This is a genomic window from Micromonospora sp. WMMD754 (assembly GCF_049315235.1).
GTDB lineage: Bacteria > Actinomycetota > Actinomycetes > Mycobacteriales > Micromonosporaceae > Micromonospora > Micromonospora sediminicola.
In genome coordinates this window covers 3,932,283-3,957,289 of sequence record NZ_CP186058.1, presented here as the reverse complement: position 1 = coordinate 3,957,289, position 25,007 = coordinate 3,932,283, and the positions used below count along the sequence as shown (strand labels likewise).

Annotated in this window: 26 protein-coding genes; 16 read left to right on the top strand and 10 right to left on the bottom strand. The window is 72.4% G+C overall.

Features of this window, described 5'->3' with window-relative positions; translation table 11 throughout:
* Window positions 1-141 precede the first annotated feature (141 nt).
* On the top strand, window positions 142-477 hold the full coding sequence (locus ACN27B_RS19275; protein ID WP_099161823.1) for a nucleotide pyrophosphohydrolase: 336 nt from the start codon (window positions 142-144) through the stop codon (window positions 475-477).
* A 136-nt stretch (window positions 478-613) separates the two neighbouring features.
* Here ACN27B_RS19275 and ACN27B_RS19270 read toward each other — a convergent pair whose 3' ends face one another.
* Window positions 614-2,491, bottom strand: coding sequence for a BTAD domain-containing putative transcriptional regulator (locus tag ACN27B_RS19270; protein WP_422741167.1), 1,878 nt, complete (start codon window positions 2,489-2,491; stop codon window positions 614-616).
* A gap of 271 nt (window positions 2,492-2,762) precedes the next feature.
* Between ACN27B_RS19270 and ACN27B_RS19265 the strand changes: the two genes are divergently transcribed.
* From ACN27B_RS19265 to ACN27B_RS19255, 3 genes are all read left to right on the top strand, one after another.
* Entirely contained in the window at window positions 2,763-3,782 is a 1,020-nt protein-coding gene (locus ACN27B_RS19265; RefSeq protein ID WP_396824662.1) for a hypothetical protein, read from the top strand.
* 125 nt (window positions 3,783-3,907) lie between these two features.
* Window positions 3,908-4,459, top strand: a complete 552-nt coding sequence (locus ACN27B_RS19260) for an RNA polymerase sigma factor (RefSeq protein WP_396824661.1) — start codon at window positions 3,908-3,910, stop codon at window positions 4,457-4,459.
* 68 nt (window positions 4,460-4,527) lie between these two features.
* Entirely contained in the window at window positions 4,528-5,247 is a 720-nt protein-coding gene (locus tag ACN27B_RS19255) for a hypothetical protein (RefSeq protein ID WP_099161827.1), read from the top strand.
* Window positions 5,248-5,263: 16 nt separating this feature from the next.
* On the opposite strand, the gene ACN27B_RS19250 is transcribed toward ACN27B_RS19255, so the two are convergent.
* On the bottom strand, window positions 5,264-6,499 hold the full coding sequence (locus ACN27B_RS19250; protein WP_422741166.1) for a cellulose binding domain-containing protein: 1,236 nt from the start codon (window positions 6,497-6,499) through the stop codon (window positions 5,264-5,266).
* 379 nt (window positions 6,500-6,878) lie between these two features.
* On the opposite strand from ACN27B_RS19250, the gene ACN27B_RS19245 reads away from it, so the two are divergent.
* The 9 genes from ACN27B_RS19245 to ACN27B_RS19205 all read left to right on the top strand — a co-directional run bounded on the left by ACN27B_RS19245 (window position 6,879) and on the right by ACN27B_RS19205 (window position 16,549).
* Window positions 6,879-8,819, top strand: coding sequence for a GTP-binding protein (locus ACN27B_RS19245; RefSeq protein ID WP_422741165.1), 1,941 nt, complete (start codon window positions 6,879-6,881; stop codon window positions 8,817-8,819).
* Between the two features lie 48 nt (window positions 8,820-8,867).
* Window positions 8,868-9,299: a hypothetical protein gene (locus ACN27B_RS19240; RefSeq protein WP_422741164.1), complete on the top strand. Its 432-nt coding sequence runs from the start codon at window positions 8,868-8,870 to the stop codon at window positions 9,297-9,299.
* A gap of 65 nt (window positions 9,300-9,364) precedes the next feature.
* Window positions 9,365-9,757: a hypothetical protein gene (locus ACN27B_RS19235; RefSeq protein WP_099161830.1), complete on the top strand. Its 393-nt coding sequence runs from the start codon at window positions 9,365-9,367 to the stop codon at window positions 9,755-9,757.
* A gap of 1 nt (window position 9,758) precedes the next feature.
* On the top strand, window positions 9,759-12,191 hold the full coding sequence (locus ACN27B_RS19230) for a DUF4132 domain-containing protein (protein ID WP_422741163.1): 2,433 nt from the start codon (window positions 9,759-9,761) through the stop codon (window positions 12,189-12,191).
* Window positions 12,188-13,720, top strand: a complete 1,533-nt coding sequence (locus tag ACN27B_RS19225) for a hypothetical protein (RefSeq protein WP_422741162.1) — start codon at window positions 12,188-12,190, stop codon at window positions 13,718-13,720. Before ACN27B_RS19230 ends, ACN27B_RS19225 begins: the two co-directional genes overlap by 4 nt.
* 201 nt (window positions 13,721-13,921) lie before the next feature.
* Window positions 13,922-14,473 carry a hypothetical protein gene (locus tag ACN27B_RS19220; protein WP_157779098.1) on the top strand — a complete coding sequence of 184 codons (552 nt, stop codon included), beginning with the start codon at window positions 13,922-13,924 and terminating at the stop codon, window positions 14,471-14,473.
* Between the two features lie 104 nt (window positions 14,474-14,577).
* The gene (locus ACN27B_RS19215) at window positions 14,578-15,114 is read left to right on the top strand and encodes a PadR family transcriptional regulator (RefSeq protein ID WP_099161835.1); all 537 of its coding nucleotides are present in this window, start codon (window positions 14,578-14,580) and stop codon (window positions 15,112-15,114) included.
* Window positions 15,095-15,736, top strand: coding sequence for a GyrI-like domain-containing protein (locus tag ACN27B_RS19210; protein WP_422741161.1), 642 nt, complete (start codon window positions 15,095-15,097; stop codon window positions 15,734-15,736). The genes ACN27B_RS19215 and ACN27B_RS19210 overlap by 20 nt, the downstream gene beginning before the upstream one ends.
* A gap of 252 nt (window positions 15,737-15,988) precedes the next feature.
* Window positions 15,989-16,549: a peptidoglycan-binding domain-containing protein gene (locus ACN27B_RS19205; protein ID WP_157779099.1), complete on the top strand. Its 561-nt coding sequence runs from the start codon at window positions 15,989-15,991 to the stop codon at window positions 16,547-16,549.
* A 119-nt stretch (window positions 16,550-16,668) separates the two neighbouring features.
* On the opposite strand, the gene ACN27B_RS19200 is transcribed toward ACN27B_RS19205, so the two are convergent.
* The 6 genes from ACN27B_RS19200 to ACN27B_RS19175 form a co-directional block, all read right to left on the bottom strand.
* A complete protein-coding gene (locus ACN27B_RS19200; RefSeq protein ID WP_099161838.1) occupies window positions 16,669-17,478 on the bottom strand; it encodes an SAM-dependent methyltransferase in 810 nt (269 codons plus the stop codon).
* A gap of 98 nt (window positions 17,479-17,576) precedes the next feature.
* Entirely contained in the window at window positions 17,577-18,824 is a 1,248-nt protein-coding gene (locus tag ACN27B_RS19195) for a DUF6357 family protein (protein ID WP_422741160.1), read from the bottom strand.
* A 6-nt stretch (window positions 18,825-18,830) separates the two neighbouring features.
* Entirely contained in the window at window positions 18,831-19,484 is a 654-nt protein-coding gene (locus tag ACN27B_RS19190) for a hypothetical protein (RefSeq protein ID WP_422741159.1), read from the bottom strand.
* Window positions 19,432-19,956 carry a pantetheine-phosphate adenylyltransferase gene (gene coaD / locus ACN27B_RS19185; protein WP_099161841.1) on the bottom strand — a complete coding sequence of 175 codons (525 nt, stop codon included), beginning with the start codon at window positions 19,954-19,956 and terminating at the stop codon, window positions 19,432-19,434. The genes ACN27B_RS19190 and coaD overlap by 53 nt, the downstream gene beginning before the upstream one ends.
* The gene (locus ACN27B_RS19180; protein ID WP_422741158.1) at window positions 19,953-20,486 is read right to left on the bottom strand and encodes a DUF6817 domain-containing protein; all 534 of its coding nucleotides are present in this window, start codon (window positions 20,484-20,486) and stop codon (window positions 19,953-19,955) included. The genes coaD and ACN27B_RS19180 overlap by 4 nt, the downstream gene beginning before the upstream one ends.
* A gap of 282 nt (window positions 20,487-20,768) precedes the next feature.
* Entirely contained in the window at window positions 20,769-21,770 is a 1,002-nt protein-coding gene (locus tag ACN27B_RS19175) for a hypothetical protein (RefSeq protein ID WP_422741157.1), read from the bottom strand.
* Between the two features lie 63 nt (window positions 21,771-21,833).
* Between ACN27B_RS19175 and ACN27B_RS19170 the strand changes: the two genes are divergently transcribed.
* Both ACN27B_RS19170 and ACN27B_RS19165 read left to right on the top strand, forming a co-directional pair.
* Window positions 21,834-22,415 carry a TetR/AcrR family transcriptional regulator gene (locus tag ACN27B_RS19170; RefSeq protein WP_099161844.1) on the top strand — a complete coding sequence of 194 codons (582 nt, stop codon included), beginning with the start codon at window positions 21,834-21,836 and terminating at the stop codon, window positions 22,413-22,415.
* A gap of 29 nt (window positions 22,416-22,444) precedes the next feature.
* Window positions 22,445-23,230 (top strand): DUF5984 family protein, encoded by a 786-nt coding sequence (locus ACN27B_RS19165; RefSeq protein ID WP_422741156.1) that lies wholly within the window; start codon window positions 22,445-22,447, stop codon window positions 23,228-23,230.
* Between the two features lie 12 nt (window positions 23,231-23,242).
* On the opposite strand, the gene ACN27B_RS19160 is transcribed toward ACN27B_RS19165, so the two are convergent.
* Together ACN27B_RS19160 and ACN27B_RS19155 are read right to left on the bottom strand one after the other, a co-directional pair.
* Window positions 23,243-23,710 (bottom strand): NUDIX domain-containing protein, encoded by a 468-nt coding sequence (locus ACN27B_RS19160; protein WP_422741155.1) that lies wholly within the window; start codon window positions 23,708-23,710, stop codon window positions 23,243-23,245.
* A gap of 33 nt (window positions 23,711-23,743) precedes the next feature.
* A complete protein-coding gene (locus tag ACN27B_RS19155; RefSeq protein ID WP_422741154.1) occupies window positions 23,744-23,995 on the bottom strand; it encodes a hypothetical protein in 252 nt (83 codons plus the stop codon).
* Between the two features lie 74 nt (window positions 23,996-24,069).
* Between ACN27B_RS19155 and ACN27B_RS19150 the strand changes: the two genes are divergently transcribed.
* Window positions 24,070-24,897, top strand: a complete 828-nt coding sequence (locus ACN27B_RS19150) for a M23 family metallopeptidase (RefSeq protein WP_422741153.1) — start codon at window positions 24,070-24,072, stop codon at window positions 24,895-24,897.
* The last annotated feature ends 110 nt before the right edge of the window (window positions 24,898-25,007 follow it).

The following is a 25,007-nucleotide window of genomic DNA, read 5'->3' as shown; positions in this document are numbered from 1 at the left end:
GTGCCTCGTCCCCGGTGCCCTGCGGGCACCGGGGACGGGTCACCTACCGCTTGGCAGGCCAGAAGACGCGGACCGAGCCGCCCTGTCGGCATTGAGCAGGCAGCAGCACGTCGGCCGGCGTAACCGCTGTAGGTTACGCAGATGGATCTTGAAAGTCTGCGGCTGAGGGCCGTTGCCATCGCCGACTCCTACGATCGTCACAACATCGCAGCGGGCCGAGCGGTGTGGAACACCGGCGACCTCGCGTTGGGGTTCGTCGGTGACGTCGGTGACCTCGCGAAACTTGTCATGGCTGTCGACGGACGCCGGGAGATCGCCAATGCTCGTGAACGGCTCGGGCATGAACTGGCCGATTGCCTGTGGTCGATCCTCGTCCTCGCGGACCGGTACGGCGTCGATCTGGCCGCCGAGTTCGCTCGAATGACCGCCGGAATCGAGGAGCATCTCGGGAACCGTCGACCGGGCGAATCCGACTAGCGGTACACCCGTCACGGTGCACTCTGGTCGAGCGCCTCGTACTCGGCTAGCGGTCACACCAGTTCCGGGTGCGGGATCCTCCTAGAGTTCGATCCGGACCGAGGCAAGGCCGTCACGCCCGGCGGCCCTCTTTCGATCATCGTCCGGCATGCACCTGCGTCGGGTCGACGGTCTGCCGTCCGCGCACGCGAAGCGCCCGCCTTCGACGCCGCCTCCGCTGGACCGACTCGGCACGGTCGTTCGCGTACTGCCGGAGCAGTTCGTGAAAGGTGAACCGGTCGGGCACGTGTTCGTTGATCAGATGGGCCGCAGCCAGTTCGTCCAGCAAGGGTGCCACCTCCGCCGGGGTGGCGGCGCTGAGCGAGGCGGCCACGGCAGCGGCGAAGTCGGTGCCCGGCGCTCGTCCGAGCAAGCGGAACAGGCGTCGGGCTTCGGCGGACACCGACCGGTAGGACAGATCGAAGGCCTCGCTGACCGCCGTTTCTCGGTCCCCGTGCTGCGAGAGGACAGCGAGCCGGTTGCCGTCGCGAAGCTGGGCCACCCGGTCGGCGATGCCAAGGGTCGGGCGGCAGATGAGGTCGGCGGCGGCGACCCGCATCGCCAGGGGTAGATAGGCGCAGGCCTCGGCGAGTTCGGCGGCGGCACCGGCCTCGGCGCGGACACGGTCGTGGCCCAGCAGGCGTTCCAGCAGCATCTGAGCCTCCCCGCTGGTCAGCACGTCCAGGGTGAGGTGATGGGCACCGTCGCGGGCGACCAGTCCACCGAGTCGGTCACGGCTGGTGACCAGCACCAGGCAGCCGGCGCTCCCGGGCAGCAGTGGACGGACCTGGTCGGCCGACCGGGCATTGTCCAGCAGCACCAGCACCCGCCGGCCGGCGAGAACGGAGCGGTAGCGCGCCGTAGCCTCCGCCAGGTCGACCGGCACCTGCGTGCTCGGCACACCGAGCGACCGCAGCAGCTCGCCGAGCGCGTCGATCGCGCGCGTCGGCGGGCCGGCAGCGTACCCCTGCAGGTTCAGGTGCAACTGCCCGTCCGGAAAACGCCCGGCCGCCCGATGCGCCCACTGCACGGCGAGCGCCGTCTTGCCGACCCCGGCGGTGCCGACGACTGCGACCACCGTGCAGGCCGCCGCCTCCCGGGCCGCGAGCGCCATGGCGTTCAACTGGTCGAGGCTCTCCGACCGGCCGGTGAACGCCGCGACCGCAGGCGGGATCTGAGCCGGTCTGGTGCCGGCGGCGGACGGGTGATCGGTCCCGGTCGCGCTCGTCGTGACCGGACCTGCCCGCAGAATGCTCAGGTGGACGGCCTGGAGTTCACCGCCCGGCTCCGTGCCGAGTTCGCCGAGCAGCCGTCGGCGAATCTGGGCGTAGAGGTCCAGCGCCTTCCCGCTGCGCCCGGTGCTGTGCAGGGCTCGCATCAGCGCGGCGAGCAGGGGTTCGTCGAAGGGGTGCTGTGCGACCAGCTCGACCAGCGGGCCGACGACCGGGGCGCCGACGCCGAGCCGCAGCTCGGCGTCCGCCCATGCCACTGTCGCCTCCAAATGCTGCTGACACCAAGCTGCCCGCGTTCGCGCCGCCCACTCACCGCGAAGATCGATCAGCGGCGTTCCCCGCCACAGGTCCAACGCCTCACGCAACACCATCGCCCGCGCCGCAGGGCCGGAGGTGTCCCGCATGCCCGTGGCGACCAACCGCCGGAACCGGTGCACATCCACCAGGTCGGGGTCCACGTCGAGCGCGTACCCCCCTGGACGCCGGACCACCAGGGCGCGTTCCGCGCCGGCGACCGCCGCCCGTTCCAGCACCCTGCGGAGCCGACTGACGTACGTGTAGACGGCATTGCGGGCATCGAGCAGCGCCCCATCGGCCCAGACCCGCTCCGTCAGGTTCGCCACCGTGACCGTGCGTCCCGCCTCGGCCAGGAGAACCGCCAACACGAGCCGCTGCTTCGTCGACCCCAGGTCGACCGCGGAGTCGGCCAGGTGGAGGCCCGACGGACCGAGTAACCGGAACATGCCCACCCCCGTGACGCATCGTCCGTCACCGATACTTTCACACGCGTCCGACACTGTCCGGCCCTTTCGACGGCGACCCGGAGTCGGCTAACCGACCGCGCAGACGTACGCGCGCCGCGTGCAAGGGTCCTGCAAGACGACGTCAAGGCAGCACGTCCACCATGGATCCAGCACGGTCCGACGACAGGGCCCGGACCGGACATCCTCGGCGTCCGCCGCAGCCGAGCAGACCGAAGCGGCGATCACACCCTCTACGGAACGGGGACGAACGATGCTCGAAGCACAGGGTTCCGAACGGCCACGACGGCTCCTCGGCATGGCGGCGGCCACCGCCGTGCTGGTGTCACTCGCCATGGCCGGCTCCGCGCACGCCGACGCCGTCACGGGAGCGGGCGCGACCGTCACACCGGCCACGACGATCGACCCGGACCAGCAGTATGCGGACTATCTGGCGACCCGGCGGCCCGACGGTAGCTGGCCGGGTGCGCCCGACCCGGGCGTCAAGGCGAAGAGCCCGGTGACCTCTCTGCACACCTACCCGAAGCTCACCGACCGGCAGCTCGCCGGGATGCGCGGCCGGACGGGCGAGGTGGCGACGATCGATCCCGCGGTTCAGGCCACCGTACAGACCGTGCGGGTCACGAAGGACGCCACGATCGTGCAGACCTACCTGCCGGTGCCCGGGGTCACGCCGGACCAGCTGGCCGCCGGCCTGCGTGCGCAGGGGCACGGCGACGTGCGGGTGACCCGGTCGTCCGACTTCTCGACGGCGGCTCCGAGTTCCTGCTCCTACGGTAGTGCCCGGACGGTCACCTGCCCGGTGTCGTTCTGGCGGAACAACGGACACGAGGACCCGATCGTCCGGTTCAACGACCACTCCGGCTCCAGCTGGCCGGTAAGCAAAGCGGTGCCCAAGTGGAACCAGGTGGCGAACATCGACAGCTGGTACTACTGGAACAGCTGCCCGTCCCTGGCCGGCGCCCGGTGCGTCGACGTGTTCTCCGGCAACTACGGCGCCACCGGCTGGGTGGGCCGGGCGACGCGTACCTACCCGTCCGGCGCGACCAGCGGCGCCTTCGCCGAGTCCGGTCACCGCATCCAGCTCAACGACTACTACTCGCCCACGACCTTCACCCGCAACAACGTGGCCACCCACGAGGTCGGACACACCCTCGGCCTGGGTCACAACGTGTTCAGCAACGACGTGCTCTACTACGTCGCGAACACCCGGGAGGACATCGGCGGTGAGAATCCCGTGCTTCTCGCCGGTCTCTACTCCATCACCCGCTGACCGGTCCGTGCGGGCAGGCGCGCGCCGGCCCGCACGTTCGATCCGGGACCGGGGTGTAACGCTCCCGGCGGAACCGGACATCTCACGGTAGGTGCGTCCAGCGAGGGTTGAAGTGAGGCGAGGGCATGCGGGCGACAGACGGTACGGCCAGCCGCGGCAGCCCTCGCCTCGACCGCGCCGGGTTCGAACGCCTCTACGCGGCGCACTACGAGCTGATCATGAGGTACGCGCTTCGCCGTGCGCCGTCCCCCGACGACGCCGCAGACGTGGTGGCCGAGACCTTCCTCGTCGCCTGGCGTCGCCAGGACCAGGCGCCCGACGGGTCCAGCGCGCGACTCTGGCTCTACGGCATCGCGCGTAACGTCCTCGCCAATCAGGCGCGCGGCGCCCGGCGACGCGAGCGGTTGAACGCTCGGCTCCGCGCCGGCGTGGCCGAGAACGGCCACGACGCCCGTCCGGCCTCCGCGATCGCCGGCACCCGGATCGCCATCGCCCGCGCCTTCGGCCGGTTGAGGGCCGACGACCGTGACCTGCTGACGTTGGTGGCGGCGGAGGGTCTGAGCGCGGGCGAGATCGCCCGCGTCCTGGACTGCACCACCACCACCGCCCGGGTACGCCTGCACCGGGCCCGGGCCCGGTTCGCCCGCGAGCTGGCTGCCGAGGGCCTGCCGGTGTAACGCCGCGGCCAGCCCGGACATGAACAGGTGTCGAGGCCGACCGCCCTCGGCGGACAGGAGGGTTCCCGATGACGCGCAGACGCGAGCGCCTGGACGAGTACGTCCGGCAGGCGACCCGTCTCGACAGCGACCGATCCGCGCTGCTCACCGACGAAGAAGCCAAGCAGGCCATGTTCGACAAGATCAGCCGGATGGGTGTCGACGACCGGCCACCAGTCCCCCGCGCCCGGGCTCGGCGCCTCGTCGGCCCGGTGGCCGTCGCGGCGAGCGTCGTCGTCGTGTCCGTGGGGGTTCTCGCATGGAGCGGCCTGACCGGCCCCGACGGCCGAGCGCCGCTGGCGACGTCCGGCCCGTCCCGGTCGACCCAGCAGGCGCCGGCTCCGGCCCGGCAGGGTGACGCGTTCGTGCCCGGTGTGGCGACCTCATGCCTTGAGGCCTACAGCCGGGCGACCCTGGCGGGCCGCGCATTCGCCTTCGACGGCACCGTGCTCGGCGTCGCCGATCGGCCGGCCGACGGCGACGGATCCGACCCGTACGTGTCGGTGACCTTCGCCGTCACCCGCTGGTATCGGGGTGGGCAGGGAGATCGGACCACCGTCGCGATGTTCCCGCCCGACGAGCGCGCCTCCGAATCCGGCAACGGCTACACGATCGGCTCGCGGCTCCTCGTCTCCGGCGAGGACCGCTGGGGCAGTGCCCGGCTGCGCGACCCGGTCGCCTGGGCGTGTGGCTTCACGCGCTGGTACGACCGGGCTGACGCGCGACTCTGGGAACAGGTCTTCCGCTGAGGCTTCCCTCCCGGCGTCAGCAGCCGATCCGGCTGGACCCGACCGCGACGTCGTCGTACCAGAGGGTGTCGGCCCCGCCGCCGTAGCTCTCCCAGCCCAGTTTCAGGTCGGTGAGCTGCGGTCGCCAGGTGCGGTTGTACCACTGGCCGTCGATGTCGTGCGTCGGTACGCCATCGGCGGTCAGCCCGGCGACGGCGGCCCCGTCCAGCCAGGTACGGAGCTGCCCGGCCGCGCCGTCCACCATGAACTCCAGGCAGGCCCACCGGTTGGTGGGCAGCGGGACGCTCTGCGCCACCCCGGCCGGGCTCTGCTCGGGCAGCGTCGCGTCGTCGGACGCGCGGTTCCACTGCAGGGCCCCGTTCTGGCCGCCCATCCGCAGGTCCTTGTCACCGTCGGCGGCGTCGGTCATCGCGATCATCGTGGTGTGGTCGGTGGGTTGGGCGGTGGTGTGCCGGACCCAGATCCGGCCGTAGCGCACGCTGCCCAGGCCGGCGAGGTTCCGCGTCGACCGGATGAAGACGTGGTTGCAGTATCCGGCGGCGCCGGTGATCCGGATCGCCCGGCTGCCGCTGTGCGTGGTGCTCGTGTCGACGGTGGCCGTGCCGGCGCCGGAGCAGTCCGGGTTGACCACGGTCCAGTCGCCGGACGGCGTCGAGCCGGTCTGGGTCTCGAAGCCGTCGCAGAGCACCGCCCCGGCGCACCCGGTCGGCGGCGGGGGCGGCTCGGTCGTGGGCGGGACGGTCGTGGGCGGCGCGCTGGTGGGCGGGGCCGTGGTGGGCGGGGCGGTGGTGGGCACCGTCGTGGTGGGCGCTCCGGTCGGCGTGGGCCCGACGCCGTTGCAGGCCACGCCGTTGAGGGTGAACCCGGTCGGCGTGCCGCCGCCGGTGCCGTACGTGCCCTGCACGCCGAACTCGGTGGAGCCGCCGGCCGGGATGCTGCCGTTGTAGGACAGGTTGCGGGCGGTGACCGTGGCGCCGGACTGGCTGACCGTGGCGTTCCAGCCGTTGGTGACCCGGTCGTCCCCGGCGTACGTCCAGGTGACGGTCCACCCGGAGACGGCGGTGTCGCCCGGGGAGACCTTGACGGTGGCGGTGAATCCGCCGGGCCACCGGTTGGGGGTGTAGTCGACCCGGCAGCCCTGCGCGGCCGAGGCCGGGCCGGTGAGCACCGCCGTTCCGGTCGCGGCCACGGCGGCGGCCAGTGCGGCGACGACCGCCAGGGTCGGGGCGGGGCGGGCGCGGAGAATCGTCATGGGAAGTCCTTCTGCGTCGAGCGGGCGGAGGCGGCGCGGCGGCGCGCGTCCGGCGGGGACGCGGTGCGACGACGTGCCCTGGGTGCGGCGCGGCGATGCGCCACGGCGACTGGTCGGTGCGTACGACCGACGTGCCCGGCTCGGGGTGGACCTGTCAGCCGCCGACGGGCCGGTCACCCGGGCGTCGGCGGCGCCCACCGACAATCTATTGACCGTCGCCTATCGAATCAAGCGGTCGGCTATTTCGGTGGACCGGCGGCGTCCGACCGTGCCAGCCTGACCCGGAGACGGGCCGAACCGACCGACGGGAGCACGGCGATGCGAGGACTCGAAACCTTCCCGCCCATCCGGACGCGAGCTTTCGAGGACCCGTCGACCCATGCAGACCGTCAACCTCGGCATCGTCGCCCATGTCGACGCCGGTAAGACCAGCCTGACCGAACGCCTGCTGCACGCCACCGGCGCCGTCGACCGGCTCGGCAGCGTCGACGCCGGCACGACCCGGACCGACACCGGCGAGATCGAGCGTCGCCGGGGCATCACCATCCGCAGCGCGGTCGCCCCCTTCCGGGTACGCGACCGCCAGGTCAACCTGCTCGACACCCCAGGCCACAGCGACTTCGTCGCGGAGGTCGAACGCGCGCTCGGGGTGCTCGACGCGGCCGTGCTGGTGCTGTCGGCCGTGGAGGGGGTGCAGCCGCACAGCCGGCGGCTCATGCGGATCCTCCGGTCACTCCGGCTGCCCACACTGATCTTCGTGAACAAGATCGACCGGGTGGGCGCGCGCACCGACGAGCTGGTCGCGGACGTGCGCCGGCTGCTCACCCCGGCCGTCGCCCCGCTGGGCACGGTCCGCGCGCCCGGCACCCCCGGGGCGACCGTCCGGCCCGACGATCCGGGGTACGCCGACCGCGTCGCCGAGGTCCTCGCCGACCACGACGACGAGCTGCTGGCCGCCCTGGTGGACGACCTGCCGCCCGGGAAGGACCGGATCGACGAGGCGCTGCGGGCGCAGACGGCGGCCGGGCTCGTCCACCCGCTGCTGTTCGGCTCGGCGCTGTCCGGCGCCGGCGTACCGGAACTGTTGGACGCCGTCGTGTCCCTGCTCCCCGCGTCACCGCCGGCCGAGCCCGCGCCGCGGGCCCGGGTCTTCGCGGTGGAGCGCGACGCGGGCGGTGAGCGGGTGGCCTACCTGCGCTCCTACGGCGGGCAGCTGCGGGCGCGGCAGCGCGTCGTCGCGTACCGCCGGGAGCCGGACGGCCGGACCACCGCGACCCGCGCCCGGATCACCCGGCTCGACGTGGCCGGCGCGACCGCCGACCACACGGGGCCGGCCACGCTGACCGCCGGGCACATCGCCCGGGTCACCGGCCTGACCGGGGTACGCCTCGGCGACCAGCTCGGCAGCCCGACCGGCCTGGACGGCCGGTCGCACTTCCCCGCGCCGACAGTGGAGGCGGTGGTCCGACCCCGTGACCCGGCCCGGTCGGTGGCACTGCACGCCGCGCTGCTGGACCTCGCGGACACCGACCCGTTCCTGCGCACCCGGGTGGCCCCGGAGGGCGGCACGAGCGTGCTCCTCTACGGCGAGGTGCAGCGCGAGGTGCTGGCGGCCACGCTGGCCGAGACGTACGGGATCGAGGCGGAGTTCGAACCGGGCCGGATCGTGCACGTCGAGCGGCCCACCGGCACCGGAACGGCGGTGGAGATCATCGGAAACGGCTTCTTCGGCACCGTCGGCTTCCGGGTCGAGCCGGGCGCCGGGGTCGACTACCGGCTGGAGGTGGAACTCGGCGCGCTGCCGCTGTCGTTCCACAAGGCCGTCGAGGAGGCCACCCGGGCCGCCCTCGACCAGGGCCGGCACGGCTGGCCGGTCACCGACGTCCGGGTCACCCTCACGCACAGCGGCTACTGGTCGCCGATCACCACGGCCGGGCACTTCCGGGACCTGGCGCCGTACGTCCTGATGCAGGCGCTGGCCGAGGCCGGCACCCGGGTCTTCGAGCCGTGCCGTCGGTTCGAGGCGGAGGTGCCGGCCGACCGGCTCGGCCCGGTCACGTCGTACCTGGGTCGGCTCGGCGCCCGGGTCGACGGCGCCGAGGAGACCGCGGCCGGCTGGCGGATCGGCGGGATGCTGCCGGCCCGGCTCGAACCGGAGGCGCAGCGGCGGCTGCCGGACCTGTCCCGCGGGGAAGGACTGTGGTGGTCGACGTCCGGCGGCGACCGTCCGGTGTCCGGCGACCCGCCGTGCCGGCCCCGCACCGACGGCAACCCGTTCGACCGGGTGGAGTATCTGCGCTTCCTCGCCCGACGGTCCTGAGTACGCCGACTCATGCCCGTCGCACCCGGACCGTCCAGGCTGGACCGCATGTCCTCGGAAGCGGTCGGCACGGGCCGACGGTGTGGCCCGGTCGTGGCGTTCCTGGTCCTGCTCTGGGTGTGCGCGCTGATCGCGACAGCCGTCTGGTGGGTGGGCATCGGCCTGGAGCAGTGGAGCGTCAGCTACGGCGACCAGCCCGGCGAGTTCCAGGCCCTTCAGCGCCGGGCGAGCCTGGCCCTGCTGGTCGGCGCGCTGGTGGCGACCGCCGGGCCGGCCCTCGTCGCGCTCGTCGCCTACCACCTGCGGCTGGTCCGCACCGCGGTCGTCTTCCTGGTGCTGACCGTCGTGATCGCCGTGCCCGCCGTACCGTTCGCCGTGCTCGCCGGCCGGGACCTCGATCCGGCCCCGGCGGCGACGCCCGGCCCGCCCGGGCACTGCGTGGAACACAGCGGCGGCGACACCCGCTGCCCGGGCGGCTGACCGGACGTTTTCGTCGGACCCGCGTGCCATGATCCCGCTCACCCCAGGGCGAGGAGCACGGCGCGATGGCCACGGTGACGGTTCGGGACGAGACAGCGACGGGCAGGGCGATCGACCAGTGGCCGTTGACCGGCCTGCCGGAGCGCATCTCCGCGCGGGAGCTGGTGCGGTTGCGCGTCCGCGAGGAGGTCGCGCGGTTCAACGCCGCCCAGGCCGACCTTTTCCGGGGCCTGGTGCGTCCGACCGACGCGGAGACGACGTTGAACGGCTACCGGGTCGGCCGGGGCCGGCGGCTGGACTGGGAACGTCAGGCGGACGCGGCCTGCGCCGCCTTCGCCCGCAACGGCTTCGTGCTGCTGCTCGGTGACCGCCAGGTCGAGGACCTGGACGAGGAGATCGACCTGCGTGCGGATCCCGAGGTGGCCTTCGTGCGGCTCGTTCCCCTGGTGGGTGGCTGAGGTGGCCCGCTGGTCACGGCTGCTTCCCGCGCTGAGCGCGGCGGACCGCCGGACGGTGGAGACCGGCCTGGTCGACGCGGATGCCCGGATCCGGGCGGTGCTCCGGAGGACGGCCACCTACTACTGGGGAGCGTCGGTGACCCGCACATCGGAGTGGGCCGTCACCGAGTCGTGGTCGGCCGAGCGTCGCCGAGGCGCCGCGCTGGCCATGCACCTGGAGGCGGCGACCGGCTCGACTCCGACGGCGCTGAACGACGTCCTGCGGAATCTCGCAGAGGGCGGGCCCGACTGGACCCGGGCGGATCTGCTGTGGTGCCTGGAGGTCGCCGGCCGGGGGCACGGCTATGACGACGGCGCCGACCTGGAGCTGCCGGCGACGATCGCCGCGCACCTGGCCCCCGCCGACCTGGCCGATCTGGTGCCGGCGCTCTCGGCCCTGTTCGACGACCTCACCGCGCGCCACTACCCGGCGGCAGGCCCTCGACGCCGGGTCGTCACGCTGATCGGGGAGGCGCTGGACCGCGCCACCGGTTGTCGCGTGCCGTCCTGGTTGCTGCACCACGGGGACGAGTTCGGCCCGCTCGTACGCGCCGGCCTGGGCGACGTCATCGCCGCGCCGGGCGTGCCCGAGCTGCTGGCGCACTGCGCCTCGCTGGACAAGCCGGCGGCGCCGGCGCGATGGCTCCGCGCCCTCGACCAGCACCTCAGCACCGCGACCGACGGGAGCGGGGCGGTCCGCGCGATCCTGGAGGCGTTCGCCGCCCACGGGCGGTCCGTGCACGACGACTCGGACCGCCTCCTCCGTGGCCTGGTCTGGGCGCTGTCGCGGGAGTCGGACGAGGCGGCCACGGATCTGCTGGCCGCGGTCACCGCCGCCGCCTCGGCCGCACCCCGCCAGGCGTCCGGGTTCCCGCACGCCCAGCGCACCGCGATCGCGGCCGTGCACCTGCTCGCGGGGCGCGACGGTGAGGCGCCGGTGCGGACCCTGGCGCGGCTCGCGGCGACCGTGAAGAACAAGGCGGTGCGCGCCCGGGTGCAGACCGCGCTGGCCGGCCTCGGCGCCCTGCGGGGATGGTCGCTGAGCGAGGTGATGGAACTCGCCGTCGACGACCACGGGCTGGACCCCGACGGGAGCCGGCGCGTCCAGGTCGGCCCGTACGAGGCAATGGTGCGGGTCGAGGGCGAGAAGTCGCGCCTGACCTTCGCCCGCGGCGGCACCGCGCTCAGGGGCGTCCCGGCGGCGGTCAAGGAGACCCACGCCGACGAGCTGAAGCAGCTGCGCGACCTGGTGAAGGGCGTCAACGCGACGCTGACCGCCGAGCGGCAGCGGGTCGAGGCACTGCTGTCCGAGGATCGCACCTGGGCCCACCCGGACTGGGTGTCCCGGTTCCTGGACCACCCGATCACCGGGACGTACGGGCGGCGCCTGATCTGGGAGACCAGCACCGACGGGAGTGACTGGTCGGCGGGTGTGCCCCGCCAGGACGACGACGGGTGGGCGATCGTCGGTCTCGACGGGCGGCCGGCGCGCGGGGACCGCGTCCGGCTGTGGCATCCCGTCCGCGCCGGAGTGGACGAGACGCTGGCCTGGCGCGAACGGGTGCTCGCGACCGGCCTGACGCAGCCGTTCAAGCAGGCCTTCCGCGAGGTCTACCTGCTCACGCCGGCCGAGGAGCGGACGAGCGCCTACTCCAACCGGTTCGCCGCGCACATTCTGCGCTACCGCCAGGCGAACGCGCTCATGCGCGCCCGCGGCTGGCAGGCCGGCTACCTGGGCACGTGGGACGGCGGCTACGACAGCGAGGCCACGAAGCTCTTCGGCGGCGGCGCGTGGCGGGCGTCCTTCCACCACCAGCTGGTCGACACCGACGATCCGCGCGACTACGACGTGCACCACTGCTCCACCGACCAGGTGCGCTTCGCCCGCCACGACGGCACGACCTGGCATGCCGCACCGGTCACGGACGTACCGCCGCTGGTGTTCACCGAGGCGATGCGGGACGTGGACCTGTTCGTCGGCGTCACCTCGATCGCCACCGACCCGCAGTGGGCCGACCGCGGCGCGGACCGGTTCCGGGACTACTGGCACCGCACCGTCGTCGGGGAGCTGACCCCGTCGGCGCAGGTGCGCCGGGACGCCCTGGCCCGTCTGCTCCCCCGCATGGCCATCGCCGGCCGGGTCACCCTCGCCGACCGCTACCTGCACGTACGCGGGAACCTGCGCGGCTACCGGATCCACCTCGGCTCGGGCAACATCATGATGGAGCCGAACGACGCCTACCTGTGCATCGTCCCCGCGCGCGGGGGGACCGGGCGGCTGCACCTGCCGTTCGAGGACGATCCGATGCTGTCGACGATCCTGTCGAAGGCGATCATGCTCGCCGCCGACGACTCGATCACCGACCCCACCGTGCTGCGGCAGCTCGCCGCATGACCGCCTGGGCGCGACTGCACGTCGACTACTGCCAGTACCAGGTGATCACCGTGCCGGGTGCGCCCGGTACGCCGATCTACACCGTCGGCGACGACCTCCTGCACGTGGGCGGGCCGCATCAGGTCACCGGCTTCTGCGGCGTCCACACCGCACCGATCGAGGCGCGCCTGCGTGTCCGGTCCGGGCCGCCGACGCTTGTCGACTCCGGTTGGGACGCGGTCAGCGAGGCGACGCTCTGGAGCCCGAGCGGCCGGTTGTCGGTCGTCGGCCTGATGGGCGGTGTCGCGGACGCCCTCGTCGACGTCGCCGTTCCGCGCGGGCTGATCCGGGTGCGCATACACGCCCGCCACCGCCTGCACGAGACGGTACGCACCGACGACGACCCGCCCGAGCAGCACGAACTGCACGTCTGGGCGGTGCGCGAGGAGACACCCTGGCGCACCGTGCGGGCCGACCCGGAGGGACGCGCCTGGGAGCAGAAGCCGGCGAAGGCCGCCGAGTGGGCGATGCTGTCCCTGGTGCCGCGCCCGTCCACCCGGCCGGCGATCCTGCCCCCGCTCCCACCCGACCCCTACGAGGACGACACCGGCCTGGCCCGGGTGACGGTGGTCCGCCACCGGCCCGGCCCGGTGGACCTGCCGGTCGGCGTGCTCCCCGTCGGTGACCTGGAGGTGCGCCTGGAGCGGATCGACGCGGAGACCCTCCGCTGGTCGTGGGCGAGCGCCGAAGAGTCGATCTTCCCCGAACCGCTGACCACGTTGCCGGACGACGAGCCCACCACCGTACGGCTGACGACCGGCCCCGACGGGGTGACGCTGCGGCACGAGGGAGTGCGGGGCCGGCACGCCGCCGCCCTCGGCCTGATCTGGGACCACCTGCTCGACGGCGACGGGACGTATCCGTGGGTCGGGACGCTGCGGGCGCAGGCCGCCGAGGCGACCGCGCGCGCCGAGAAGCACCGCCGGTTCCGGGCCGCGCAGGAGGCCGAGCGGTGGGGTGGCCCGCCACCGTCCGATCGAATCCGCCGGCTCCGCGGCCAGACGCAGTCCCTGGCGCGGATGGACCGCCGGATGCTCGACCGCCTCGACGCGCTGCCCGCCGCCCGCCAGCGGGAGGCGGCCTGCTGGGCGGCCCGCCGGGCGATGCGGGTGGCCGGGCTGGAGCAGCTCGACTGGATCGCCGAGGCCCTCACCGCCGCCGAAGCCGGTCGGCCACTCCCCCCGGCGTTCACCGAGCAGCACGGCGCCGCCGCGTTCCGGCGCATGCTCTCCGACCCCGAGGCGCCCCGCACCACTGTCCCGCTCCGGCCGAACCCGAAGGCGTTCGGCGCACAGGATGTCACCGAGATGCTCCAGCAGGCCGTCGCGCTGCCCGCCCTGACCGCCCTGGCCGACGACGACCCGCTGGCCGCCGCGATCGACGCGTTCTACAACACGGCGATCGCCCACGGGGACGACCGGGACCGGTTCCTCGCCGAGGCACACACCGAGCTGCGGCGGGGGGAGACCGTCGACCGGGCCGACGTCTAGTCCTCGGGGTGCGCCGGCCCGTCGGGGCCGGTGGCTGCCGCGCGGACAGCCTCGGCCTCCGTGTCCTCTACCGCTCCGATGTCGACCGACTCACTCGTCTAGGCTCCGCCTTGATCACCTTTCGAGAGGGGCGCCATCGTGACGACTCACCGAACCGGGACGGCGCGCGCCGCCGGCGTGACCGCCTCCCTGCTCGCCGCCGTGCTCCTGCTGGCCGCCGCCTGCACGTCGCCGGCGCCCGGTACGGACGTCGCGTCGTCGGCTTCCGCTCCACCGGCCTCGGCGAGCGCCTCGCCCTCCCGGAAGCTGTCCGCGCCGACCACGCTCCTCGGTCTCCCCAAGACGACGAGCAGGGGTCTGTACGGCGCCGCCATCCAGCAGTTGGAGCAGCTCAAGCGCGAGGTCGGCCAGGCGACCAGCGCGATCGGCGAGGCCTACGAGGACGGCACGGCCGATGGGGACATCGTCTTCGTCAGCGGAGCGTCCGGAACGATCGGCGATCCGGCCGGCGTCCTGGAAAGGGCGCTCAGGCCGTACCGCATCACCAAGGTCACCGCCGTCGATGCCGGCGCACTCGGAGGTGAGGCACGCTGTGGGCGCGGACGAACCGAGGACGGCAGTTACCTGACCACGTGCGGCTGGGCCGACCGGGAAACGGTCGGCGTGGTGAGCTTCACCTCGTCGGGGCCCCAGACCGACCACACCGCCGACTTCCTCACCGTGCGGGACATCGTGAGCCGCCCGACCGACTGACTGACGACGTCGGCCGACGCCTCCGTCCCCGTCCACTCCGGACGACGCCCCTCGCCTGCCCAGGAGGGCCACGCGAGCCACTATTCCAGTGCTAGAGTATTGGGGTGGAGCTGACCCCCGCCGAGCTGACCGTCCTGGGCCTGGTGGTCGAACGGCCGCAGCACGGCTACGACCTGGAGCGGGTCATCGAGCAGCGGGGCATCCGGCAGTGGGCCGACATCGGGTTCTCCTCGATCTACTACCTGCTCGCCAAGCTGGAACAGCGCGGCCTGCTCCACGTCCCGGAGGCACCGGCCGCCGCCAGGTCCCGCCGCGTCTTCCACCCCACCGACGAGGGCCGCCGGGTCGCCGCGCAGAACACGCTGGCGGTCATCGCCGAGGCACGCCCGCACCCGCAGCCCCTGCTGGTCGGCGTCGCCAACCTGGCCCTGCTCACCCCGCAGCAGTACGAGCAGGCGCTGCGCACCCGGCTGACGCAGCTCGACGGCCGGATCGCCGCGGTCCGCGCGGCGCAGCACGCGCAAGGCTCCCTCCCGCGCGCGGCCCGCGAGGTCTTCTCCTACTCCCTGAGCCTGATGCAGGCAGAGAGGCAGTGGCTCGCCCACCGAGTCCAGGTACCCGATGACGAACCCGACCGCTGAGAAGATCGACTTCAAGAAGACACTCGACGCCTACCGCGCGCCGCAGGGCCGGTTCCGGCTGGTCGAAGTGCCCGACATGCGCTACCTCATGATCGACGGCCACGGCGACCCCAACACGTCACCCGCCTTCACCGAGGCGATCGAGGCGCTCTACCCGACGGCGTACAAACTGAAGTTCGCCAGCAGGCGTGCCCTCGGGCGTGACTACGTCGTCCCGCCCCTGGAGGGTCTGTGGTGGGCCGAGGACATGACGTCGTTCACCACCGCACAGCGGAAGTCACAGTGGAACTGGACGCTGATGCTGATGGTCCCCGACTGGATCGCGCCACAGATGGTCACCGACGCCGTCGAGCAGGCCGGCGCCAAGAACCCACCGGCCCGCCTCGACGACGTCCGCCTCGAAACGCTGTCCGAGGGGCGGTGCGTGCAGACGCTGCACGTCGGGTCCTTCGACGACGAGGCCGAGGTGCTCGACCGACTGCACCACGAGTACGTCCCCGGCAACCGGCTCCGCATGACCGGGAAGCACCACGAGATCTATCTCAGCGACTTCCGCAGGGTCGCACCCGACAGGCAGCGCACCATTCTCCGGCAGCCGGTCGCCCCCGCCTCGGCGAGCTGACCGCCGGAGGTGATCCGCTCGACCGTTGCCCGGGCCGGTTGGCGAATCGATGTGACGCCCCCTTGCGTTCGCCTCCGACGAGAGGAGGACCCTGGTCGCCGCTTGCCGACCCCCGCCATGAACAATAAACATCAACTCGTGCCAATAGGGCATATCAGTGGTATCCATGCTGTGGCGAAAAAGCTGCCCCCCACGCCTTCGGCGGATGCGATAACCTCCGCCACACGCTATACGTCACGAGGGGATGTTTACGTGAGCGTTCTTACCGCCATTCGTCCAAGGAGTATTCGGCTGCTGGCAGCCGCTGTCACCGCGGTCCTGGCCAGTGGCTTGATCCACACCCCAGCGGCCCATGCCTCCGTCTCCTACGGCTACATCTCGGGAGCCAGCACCGTCACCGACGACTTCGGGGACGAAGGCACTCTCAAGCGCGGTGGGAGCTACGCCTACACCAATGCGACCGCGCTGTGGCAGTGGATTCTGTACGCCGAGGGACTCATCAGCAAGAGCGGCATCGACTGCCAGTTCGGGCCGGGCACCGAGACGGCCACGAAGCAGTTCCAGTCTCGCTATGGCCTCTCCGCCGACGGCGTGGTCGGACTCAACACCTGGAAGACGGCAGACAACCGGTTGAGCCTCACCGACTCCTCGTATCCAGAAGCGGACGTGGTCACCTACACCGGCAAGAACGGCGGCAAGGCGGTGTTCAACCGCGCGAAGGCGGGCGAGAGCTACTACTCGTTCCGCGTCGACCCGTACAACTGGGCGGGAGCCGCGTACTTCGCCGCCTCCCGGTACTGCGGCGGATTCTGATCATCGTGGTGCCTGGGGTGTGGGTGTCCCACATTCCAGGCACCACATCATCGCGGACCGGCTTTACCACCGAACGCTGGATATGGACTGCCGCGGCGGCGTGAAGCAGTCCTCTGCGGTCACGGCTTGCGGGCGACCCCGCAGTAGCCGTCCACGACGGCGGTCGGCTCGCTCTCCGGTCGCCACCGGCCGAGCGGAACGACACCCGGCTCGACGAGGTCGAGGCCGTCGAAGAACGCCGCGAAGTCGGCCACCTCACGCAGGTGGTACGGCACGGCGCCGCTCTCGTTGTACTGCCGGTGCGACTCGATCACCCGCTCGCTGGTGGCCGTGCCGTCGGACATCGCCAGGAAGCTGCCGGACGGCAGGGTGGAGACCAGGGCGCCGACGATGGCCCGCGCCTCGGCCGGTTCGCGCACGTGGCCCATGACACCGAGCATCATCAACGCGATCGGCTCGCCGAAGTCCAGCGTCTCGGAGGCGCCCTGGACGATCTTCTCCGGGTCGCGCAGGTCGGCGTCGACGTACCGCGTGGCGCCTTCCTGGCTGCTGGTCAGCAACACCCGGGCATGGGTGAGGACCATCGGGTCGTTGTCGACGTACACGATGCGCGCCTGCGGCGTGATTCCCTGAGCGACCTGGTGGGTGTTGTCGGCCGTGGGCAGACCGGTGCCGACGTCGAGGAACTGGCGGACCCCCGCCTCGCCGGCGAGGTACGTCACCGCGCGGCGCAGGAACGCCCGCGAGTATTGCGCCGCCTCCACGATCTCGGGGAAGACCGCCCGGACCTGGTCGCCGACGGCCCGGTCCGGAGCGAAGTTGTCCTTGCCGCCGAGCCAGTAGTTCCACACCCGCGCCGAGTGGGGCACCGTCGTGTCCAGCTTGGAGGCCAACTCCTCGACGGGCTGGTCGGCTCGCCCCTGCGACATGTCGTTCTCCCCCAATGGCTCGCGGCGTCAGGGCCGTAGCCTAGTGCCCCACCGGCGGGCGGTGGGGGTGTGCTGGTGGCGACGGCCGGTCTCCGGGGCTAACGGGCGTCGCGCCGACGACGCACGCGCTCGAACTCGGCGACGTCCGACATCCAGGGCCCGTGCCGGTCGAGCGCGGCGCAGCCGCCGCGGACGAAGGCGCTCACCATGTTCCGGTATCCGCCGATCCCGTCGACCAGGCTGTACTCGACCTGGTACTGCGGATCCGACCCGGCCTCTCCGGATCGCACGGTCGTGATCCGGGCGACGGAGTCCGCGTAGAAGTGCAGCTGGATCCCCTCACCCATCTCCTCGTCCTCGATGGTGAACACCTCGTTGTCGCCGGCGGAGCGGTCGGCGACGAACTCCCAGAACTCGCCGGAGGCGGTGCGCGGGCCGTCTCGTCGCCACTTCTGCTCGCCGCCCTTGTCGTCGGTGAACGTCAGGGCCGTCTTGGCGCCGTCACCGACGTCGGTGTGGTCCTCGGGGTCGTCCGCCGGGATGCTCCTGGAGCGGTCCGCGGCCTCCGAGCACATCAGAAAGCTCACCGTACGCACCACGTCGTCGACGAGTTCGGGATGTGCCCGGCGCACGGCCGCGTCGACCGTCGCCGCCATCCGATCCCAGTCGCGCTTGTCCGTCACCCGGTGTCCCCGCCTCGGATCGAGGCCGATCCGCATCCCGGCGCACGCCCGCTCCGCCGAGGCGATCACACGCATGACCTGGGGCAGCAGTGCGGGGTCGACGGCATCGGGCATCCGCCGTGGCACCGTCGCGCCGTGCAGGTACTGGCCCGTGTATCTCAGGATCGCCGCGTCGAGCGGCCCGAGGACCGTGCCGCGCGCGGCGCGACGGCGGTTCGCGTGATGTTCCTGGGCACGTCTCTCGTTCGATCCCTCGGTCGCCGCGCGCATCGCCTGGCAGACCTGACCGCGCTCCAGCAGAGCGATGTCGGCGCCATGGGCCACCGGCCGACTCCGGTCCCACGGGATACGCCGGAACAGCGCGTCGACGTCCGCCGGCGCGGCGAGCAGGACCGGGTCCAACAGGGCGACCGCAGCGTCCTCGTCGAGCCGGCCGCGGGTCCCGGCGGCGTCGCACAGCGGAAGGACCGCGCTCCACAGCAGCAGGTGCCGGGCCAGGTCCTCGCGGATCACCGCAAGATGGGCCTCGGAGATCGGGACGGTGAACTCGCGAGGTTCATGGTTGGCGTCGGCGCCGGCGGCGAGCATCAGCTTCAGCCGGCCGTCCTCGTGGATCACCTTCGGGATCCAGCCGCTGCCGCGCGTGAAGACGATGTCTCTCATGATCGTTCACGCCCACCGGGCGCATTCGGCGTCGAGGCGTGGTTCGGCGCGTACCCAGACCTCGCCGCCGGTGGCCCCGGCCGGGGCGTCGACCCGTTCGAGACCGAGGAACTCGATCAGCTGGAGCAGTTCGGCCCGTTCCGCACGGTCTTCGTCGAGACCGTGCGAGTCGAAGAAGATGTAGAACTGGTCGGTCGGGTCGACGTAGCCCGAATCCGCCCAGATCCGGAACAGCTCGTCCATCGCCGCGGCTTCCGTCGTGATCATGGCAGCGCGGGCGGCGCCGCGGGCCTCCGGTGACGCGTCGAGGTCGGAGAGGTCGGAGAGCCACTGGCCGAAGTAGTCGAGGCCGGCATACCCGTTCTCGAAGAACAGCATCGCGCCCGAAAGGTAGCGGTTGCCCCTGTCCTCCCGGAGGTGTTCCGACCGAGGTGGGTGCCCATCCTCGATCCGGGAGATCACCCCCTGCCCGGGCATGAGTATCAGACTCTGCCCCGCCGGTTCGTCAGTGATGGTGTAGGTGTCGGACTCTCGTTCCCGGATGAACGCGGCGAACGCCTCGTAGGCCTCCTGAGCGTCACCCACCGAGACCTGTTGACTGGCGCCGTCACCGGCGGCGAAGACGAACTGCTTCGGTCCGGGACTGTAGGGGCGGGCCATGTGCGTCCTTCGTTCGCGTGTCCTGGCTCCGCGAGCGTAGTGCTGTCGACGAGACCGCGACGAGTTCGGGCAGCGCGGGCAGAAACACCGTGGGAACGCCGAGCGACTGGTTCATCGCGGCGAGCCGGTACTCGGCCTGGAGGTCGGTGGTGTTGCGCAGGCCGCGAACGATCACCCCTACCTCGTGGCTCCGGCAGTAGGTGGCGGTCAACCCGCTCCAGGCCGCCACGGTGACCGAGGTCCAGCCGGCCGGCAGGGCGGCCCGGACAGCGGCCGCGCGTTCCTCCTCGCTCCGGCCCGGATGCTTGGCGCTGTTGACCGCGACGAGCACCACCAGTTCGTCGAAGAGGTCACGCGCCCGGCGCACCACGTCCAGATGCCCGGGGGTGACCGGATCGAAGCTGCCCGGGTAGACAGCACGCACCCGTACGCGACCGACGCCGGGTGCCGCCGGATGGGGTTCGGCCGTCACGACCCCAGCACCCGCCGCGCGTCGTCGATGACCCGCGCCGAGGCCAGCGGAGCCCAGGAGGCGAACAGGTCGCGGAAGTAGACGCCGTGCCGCTCGGCGATCCCCGGATCCTGCTCGATCACGTCCAGTTCGTTGACGATGCTCAGGTCCACGAGCGCCCGGAGCCGATCCGGATCCGGCGTCCGCACCTGCCCGGTGAAGCGGTCGACCACCTGGCCCGTCTCGGCCAACGTCCGCCAGCTGCGGCCGCGGTCACAGGCGCCGTACAGGTGGACGAGTTCCTCGGCGCCCGGGCCGACCAGGTCCCGCAGCACCGCGCGGTCGGCCCGATCGAGCAGGGCGAGGTCGAACCCGTCGGTGCCGTAGGCGGCGTGGGTGAGGCCCGCGGCCCGGACCTCACTGCCGCAACCGAGCACGGCGAGCCGCTCGCCGACCCGGCACAGATGGGCGTAGAGGGTGCCCCCGGGATGCGCGATCCGGTCGGCGCCGCGCCGGCGCAGCCAGTCCCGCACGTCCCTGTCGGTGCTCATGGCCCGACTGTAGGCACCGGCGGCCGGATGTACCGACCCGGAGCGTGGGCGATACGTCACAGCGCCTGGACGACCACGATGTGCGTGCGGGTTGGGGAATTCTCGTACCGCCTCCGCACGCTCGCACCGTCAGACGAGGGCGGTCAGCTCGGCACGGTGGGGTGGGTCGGCGCCGGCCCGCGTGCAGGTGACCGCCGCGACCCGGGAGGCCCGGTCGAGCACCTGCCGCAGTCTCCCCTCGTTCAGCTCACCGACCGCCGCGGCCGGTGGGCGCCCTCGCGCTCATGCCGCCCGACGGGAGCGTCCGTACTCGGCGAGGGCGTGGAACGCGGCCTTGGGGGTCCACGAGCCGTCCGGCAACACCCGCACGATCCCCCGCGCGGCCAGGTCGTAGTCGTGCTCGGGGTCGCCGGTCGTCGGCAGGTGCCGGTTCGCGAACGTGTACACGAACGCCGCCTCCACCCCGCCGGCCTCGTAGTCGCGCAGCAGGTCGACGACGTAGCGGGCCTGGCCCTCCTCGTCGCGCTCCAGCTTCCGGGTGAGCGTCGCCGCTCGGCCGTGGTCGTCGTAGGTCACCGGCTCCGTCGCGCCCGCGACGTCGGCCGCGCCCCGGTACGTGCAGCAGCCGAACTCCGTCGCGGCGTACGGCTTGCCCTGCCCCACGGCCGCCGCCAGACTCTGCGGGAATGCCTCGGCGTTGGTCGCGTCGCGGTAGCCGGCGTCGCTGGCGATGATGTCGAACGGCGCCCAGTCGACGTCCTCCAGCGGGATCGAGGCGTAGCCGACGGGGCCACCGAAGCGCTCGCGGACCGCGGGTACCACTCGCGCGAGGAAGTGGCGTACCGCGGCCCGGGCGGCCGGGACCGCCTCCCGCATCCGCATCGGGTCGGTGAACAGCGCCATCCGCTCGGCCAGATCACGGCCGGGGAGGAAGCCGTCGGTGAACATGGAGATCTCGGAGCCGGTGAGGTACACGACCGAGGCGCCGCCACGCCGCAGCCGCTCGGCGCGCTCGGCGCCGTCGAGCAGGAACTCCAGGAGCTGGTCGCGGTCGAGCCCGTTGGTGAACGGGCAGTACCACACCTCGAGCCCCGCCTCGGCCGCCAGCCGCGCGGTCAGCTCCAGCCGGTCCTGGACGCCGCCGGTGATCCGTACCGCGTCGCAGTGCAGCTCGTCGCGGATGACCCGCAGGTCGCTCCGTACGGTCTCGGGGTCGAACGGCTCGTGGGTGGTGGACCCGGCGCTCACGAAGCCGGTGTCGTAGTTCATGCCGAAGACGCGCATCAGCCAACCCCTCTCCAAGGTACGCCGCGTACCCTACAAGGTACGGCGAGTACCCTGCAAGACATGAGCACGCGGCGTCGGGGTGAGGAACTGGAACAGGCGATCCTGCGGGCCGCCGCGGAGGTGATGCGCGAGTCCGGATACGCGGGCATGACGATGGACCGGGTCGCCGCCCGCGCCGCAACCAACAAGAACGCCATCTACCGCCGGTGGCCGCACCGGGCGGCGCTGGGCATCGCGGCGTACCGCCACCTGTCCGACGCCGCCCTGCCGAACCCGGACACCGGCACGCTGCGCGGCGACGCGCTGGAGATGTTGCGGCGGGCCAACGAGACGTGGTCGTCGCCGCACGGAGCCATCCTGCGCGGCCTGCTCGCCGCCGCGGCCGACGACCCGGAACTGCTCACCCTCATGCGCGCCCGGTCCGGCGCCGACGCCATGGACCTGGCCTGGATCGCCATGCTCGAACGGGCCGTGACCCGGGGCGAAGCGCCGGCGGCGGCCGTCCGCCCCCGGGTGGCGACCACGCCGATGATGCTGCTCCGCGCCGAGTACGCGATGCGGGGCATCCCCTCGGTCCCCGACGAGGTGCTCGTCGACATCGTCGACGAGGTGTTCCTGCCCCTGGTACGCGGTCGCGGCTGACGCGACGCCGGCCGGTGCATACTGCCTCGGTGATCACGTTCCGGTTCGCGCTGTGCCCCCTGGACGAGGTGTCGCCGTGGGGCGGCGACCGGCCGACACTCCACTGGTTCGGGCTCACCGAGGGCTGGTACTGGCTCGAAGCCGGCGGGCGGGAGCTGCTGCGCCGCACCCGGCACCCGGGACCACTCCCCTACGTCGACCACTACCTGGCCCGGCTCTGGGAGGACGTCATCGCCCTCACCCCCGAGGTACGGGAGCCGGTGCCCGCGGATCTGGTGTCCTTCATCGAGTCCCGTCGCGGGCAGTGGACCCGCGACCCGTTCGAGTTCGAGCCGGAGGACCACCGGACCATCGGCGGCGACCCGGACCGACCCGACCACCCCGCCGTCACGGCGGCGATCTGGCACGGCGAGCACCACCTGGACCTCGGATACCTGCGCAACCCACCGCGGCTCCGGTTCTGGCGCACCCTCCGGGACGACCGCGACGAGGTCACCGTGGACTGGCGGCACGAGGACGACGGTGAGATCGGCTTCAGCGCCGGGCCCGCGGTCCGGCTCCGCGTCCCGACCATCGCGTACCTCGAGGCCGTGCACACCCTCGACCGCGAGCTGATGGACGCCATGGGACAGCGGGTCGAGGAGCTGGAACGCCGCGGTGGGCTACCGGGCGTCGACCTCGACCCCGTCCAGTTACGACGCGAGCACGAGGACCGGCGGCACTGGCTCTCCCGGAACCTCGACCGCCCCCCGACGACCGACTGGGCGGCGGTCCGCCGCGGTGCCCGCCTGCTGCTCGCCTCGCCGCGCCCCTGACGTGGGCGGCCGTCACCCGGCGAGGTGGCCGGTCGCCCTCAGCAGCGCCTTGGTGAACCGGCTGAGCTCCACGCCGGGCAACTCGTCCGGGGCGAACCACCGCAGCTCGCTGATCTCGTCGTGATCGGGGACCGGTGCACCCTGCGCGACGCCCGCCCGGTAGACGGCGGTGACGTAGGCGACCCGGTCGCCGTTGGGATAGGTCACCTCGTAGTCGGCGCCGCCGAGCACGTCGAGCAGCCGAGGCTCGCCGATCCGCACGCCGATCTCCTCACGGATCTCCCGCACGGCCGCCTCGACGGGCGATTCGCCGACGTCGACCGCGCCGCCGGGCACCGCCCACCCGTCGTGGTGCCCGGCATGGCGCACCAGCAGGATCCGTGCGTCGTCGTCGACGACGACGACCGACACCGACGGCATCTGGATCAGCTCATGGCCGATCACGGCGCGCAGCCGGGCGAGATACGGGGACATGGCCATTCCGGCACGGTAACCGTCGGGACCCGCCCCGCGTCAGGCGTCGGCCGGGCGGTACTCCACGCCGTCCACGCCCGGCGTGACGACCGCGGCGTACCGCCGGCCGGCGGTGACGTCGTGGTCCTCGTCGACCTCGAAGCCGATGAGCGCCCGGTGGATCGGCACCTCGCCGTGCACGGCCACGGCCACGTCCGCCAACCACCGGTCGAGCGCACCGCGCCACGACAACGACTCCGCGCCACTGGACTCGTCGAAGGGGTAGCCGCCGATGCGATCGTCGACGCGCACCAACGCGCCCAGCGGCAGGTGGAGATCCGGGAGAAGCCCTTGCCCCTCATCGGGAGGAGCCTTACCTTCCATTGATGGTCATCGGTAGTCAACCGCACGGCCCTCCCCCGGAGGCCGGTCACGACGATCTGCGCCCCGAGGACCTCGGCGGCATCGCCTACCTGCGCGGACTGTCGCGGCGGGGCTTCCTCACCGGCGCCGCGTTGGCGGCGTCCGGGGTGTCGGCCGCCTTCGTCCTGCTGCCCGACTCCGCTCGGGCCGCCGGAAGCTACCTGCGACCCTGCGGCAATGTGCGGATATCGAGCTCGTGGCAGGACCACCGGAACCGGACGCCGCCGTCGGGTGAGCCGGGCACCGACTACGCGGTCGGCACCGGCACTCCCGTCCGGGCCGCGGCGAACGGCACGATCCGCCTGGTGAAGGCCGACACCTCCACCGCGACCGGGCGCGTCGTGGGGATGGCCCACGACGACGGGAACTACACCCGGCACCTGCACCTGTCGACGATCGCCGTCTCCCCCGGCCAACGCGTGTCGCGAGGCCAGACCATCGCCTACTCCGGCGCCTCGGCCAACGGCAGCGACTCCGGGGTCGGACCGCACGTGCACACCAGTCTCTGGCTGAACACCGGCAGCCCGACGAACTTCGGCGCGACGGTGGATTTCGAGAACCACGTCGGCGACGCCCCCAACCCGAGTTCCCCCGACCAGGAGGTAGATGACGTGTTCATCGCGAATGTGCGAGGCAACTGGTACCTCGTCGTCCCCCAGGGCACCGCCAAGCCACGGGCAGTGGTCCTCGGTGGCGACAGCAACGCCGCCGCCTCCGGCCTCCCCGTCCTGAACTTCACCTGGGATCCGTCGATCAACGCGCTCCGGGCGGCGGTCGACGGCATCGGCTGACGCCGCCCGGCACGTCACGGAAGCCACCGCCCTGTCGCACCCGACCCGGCGGGAGGCCCTCAGCAGCCGCTGCCGCATGTCAGAATGCCCCCAAACCTGGAGCAGAGCTG

What these genes read in the sequence shown, in the direction of transcription:
- ACN27B_RS19275 (WP_099161823.1), top strand. Translation starts at nt 142, where the DNA reads ATGGATCTTGAAAGTCTGCGGCTGAGGGCCGTTGCCATCGCCGACTCC.
- ACN27B_RS19270 (WP_422741167.1), bottom strand. Translation starts at nt 2,491, where the DNA reads ATGTTCCGGTTACTCGGTCCGTCGGGCCTCCACCTGGCCGACTCCGCG.
- ACN27B_RS19265 (WP_396824662.1), top strand. Translation starts at nt 2,763, where the DNA reads ATGCTCGAAGCACAGGGTTCCGAACGGCCACGACGGCTCCTCGGCATG.
- ACN27B_RS19260 (WP_396824661.1), top strand. Translation starts at nt 3,908, where the DNA reads ATGCGGGCGACAGACGGTACGGCCAGCCGCGGCAGCCCTCGCCTCGAC.
- ACN27B_RS19255 (WP_099161827.1), top strand. Translation starts at nt 4,528, where the DNA reads ATGACGCGCAGACGCGAGCGCCTGGACGAGTACGTCCGGCAGGCGACC.
- ACN27B_RS19250 (WP_422741166.1), bottom strand. Translation starts at nt 6,499, where the DNA reads ATGACGATTCTCCGCGCCCGCCCCGCCCCGACCCTGGCGGTCGTCGCC.
- ACN27B_RS19245 (WP_422741165.1), top strand. Translation starts at nt 6,879, where the DNA reads ATGCAGACCGTCAACCTCGGCATCGTCGCCCATGTCGACGCCGGTAAG.
- ACN27B_RS19240 (WP_422741164.1), top strand. Translation starts at nt 8,868, where the DNA reads ATGTCCTCGGAAGCGGTCGGCACGGGCCGACGGTGTGGCCCGGTCGTG.
- ACN27B_RS19235 (WP_099161830.1), top strand. Translation starts at nt 9,365, where the DNA reads ATGGCCACGGTGACGGTTCGGGACGAGACAGCGACGGGCAGGGCGATC.
- ACN27B_RS19225 (WP_422741162.1), top strand. Translation starts at nt 12,188, where the DNA reads ATGACCGCCTGGGCGCGACTGCACGTCGACTACTGCCAGTACCAGGTG.
- ACN27B_RS19210 (WP_422741161.1), top strand. Translation starts at nt 15,095, where the DNA reads ATGACGAACCCGACCGCTGAGAAGATCGACTTCAAGAAGACACTCGAC.
- ACN27B_RS19200 (WP_099161838.1), bottom strand. Translation starts at nt 17,478, where the DNA reads ATGTCGCAGGGGCGAGCCGACCAGCCCGTCGAGGAGTTGGCCTCCAAG.
- ACN27B_RS19195 (WP_422741160.1), bottom strand. Translation starts at nt 18,824, where the DNA reads ATGAGAGACATCGTCTTCACGCGCGGCAGCGGCTGGATCCCGAAGGTG.
- ACN27B_RS19190 (WP_422741159.1), bottom strand. Translation starts at nt 19,484, where the DNA reads ATGGCCCGCCCCTACAGTCCCGGACCGAAGCAGTTCGTCTTCGCCGCC.
- ACN27B_RS19180 (WP_422741158.1), bottom strand. Translation starts at nt 20,486, where the DNA reads ATGAGCACCGACAGGGACGTGCGGGACTGGCTGCGCCGGCGCGGCGCC.
- ACN27B_RS19175 (WP_422741157.1), bottom strand. Translation starts at nt 21,770, where the DNA reads ATGCGCGTCTTCGGCATGAACTACGACACCGGCTTCGTGAGCGCCGGG.
- ACN27B_RS19170 (WP_099161844.1), top strand. Translation starts at nt 21,834, where the DNA reads ATGAGCACGCGGCGTCGGGGTGAGGAACTGGAACAGGCGATCCTGCGG.
- ACN27B_RS19160 (WP_422741155.1), bottom strand. Translation starts at nt 23,710, where the DNA reads ATGGCCATGTCCCCGTATCTCGCCCGGCTGCGCGCCGTGATCGGCCAT.
- ACN27B_RS19150 (WP_422741153.1), top strand. Translation starts at nt 24,070, where the DNA reads ATGGTCATCGGTAGTCAACCGCACGGCCCTCCCCCGGAGGCCGGTCAC.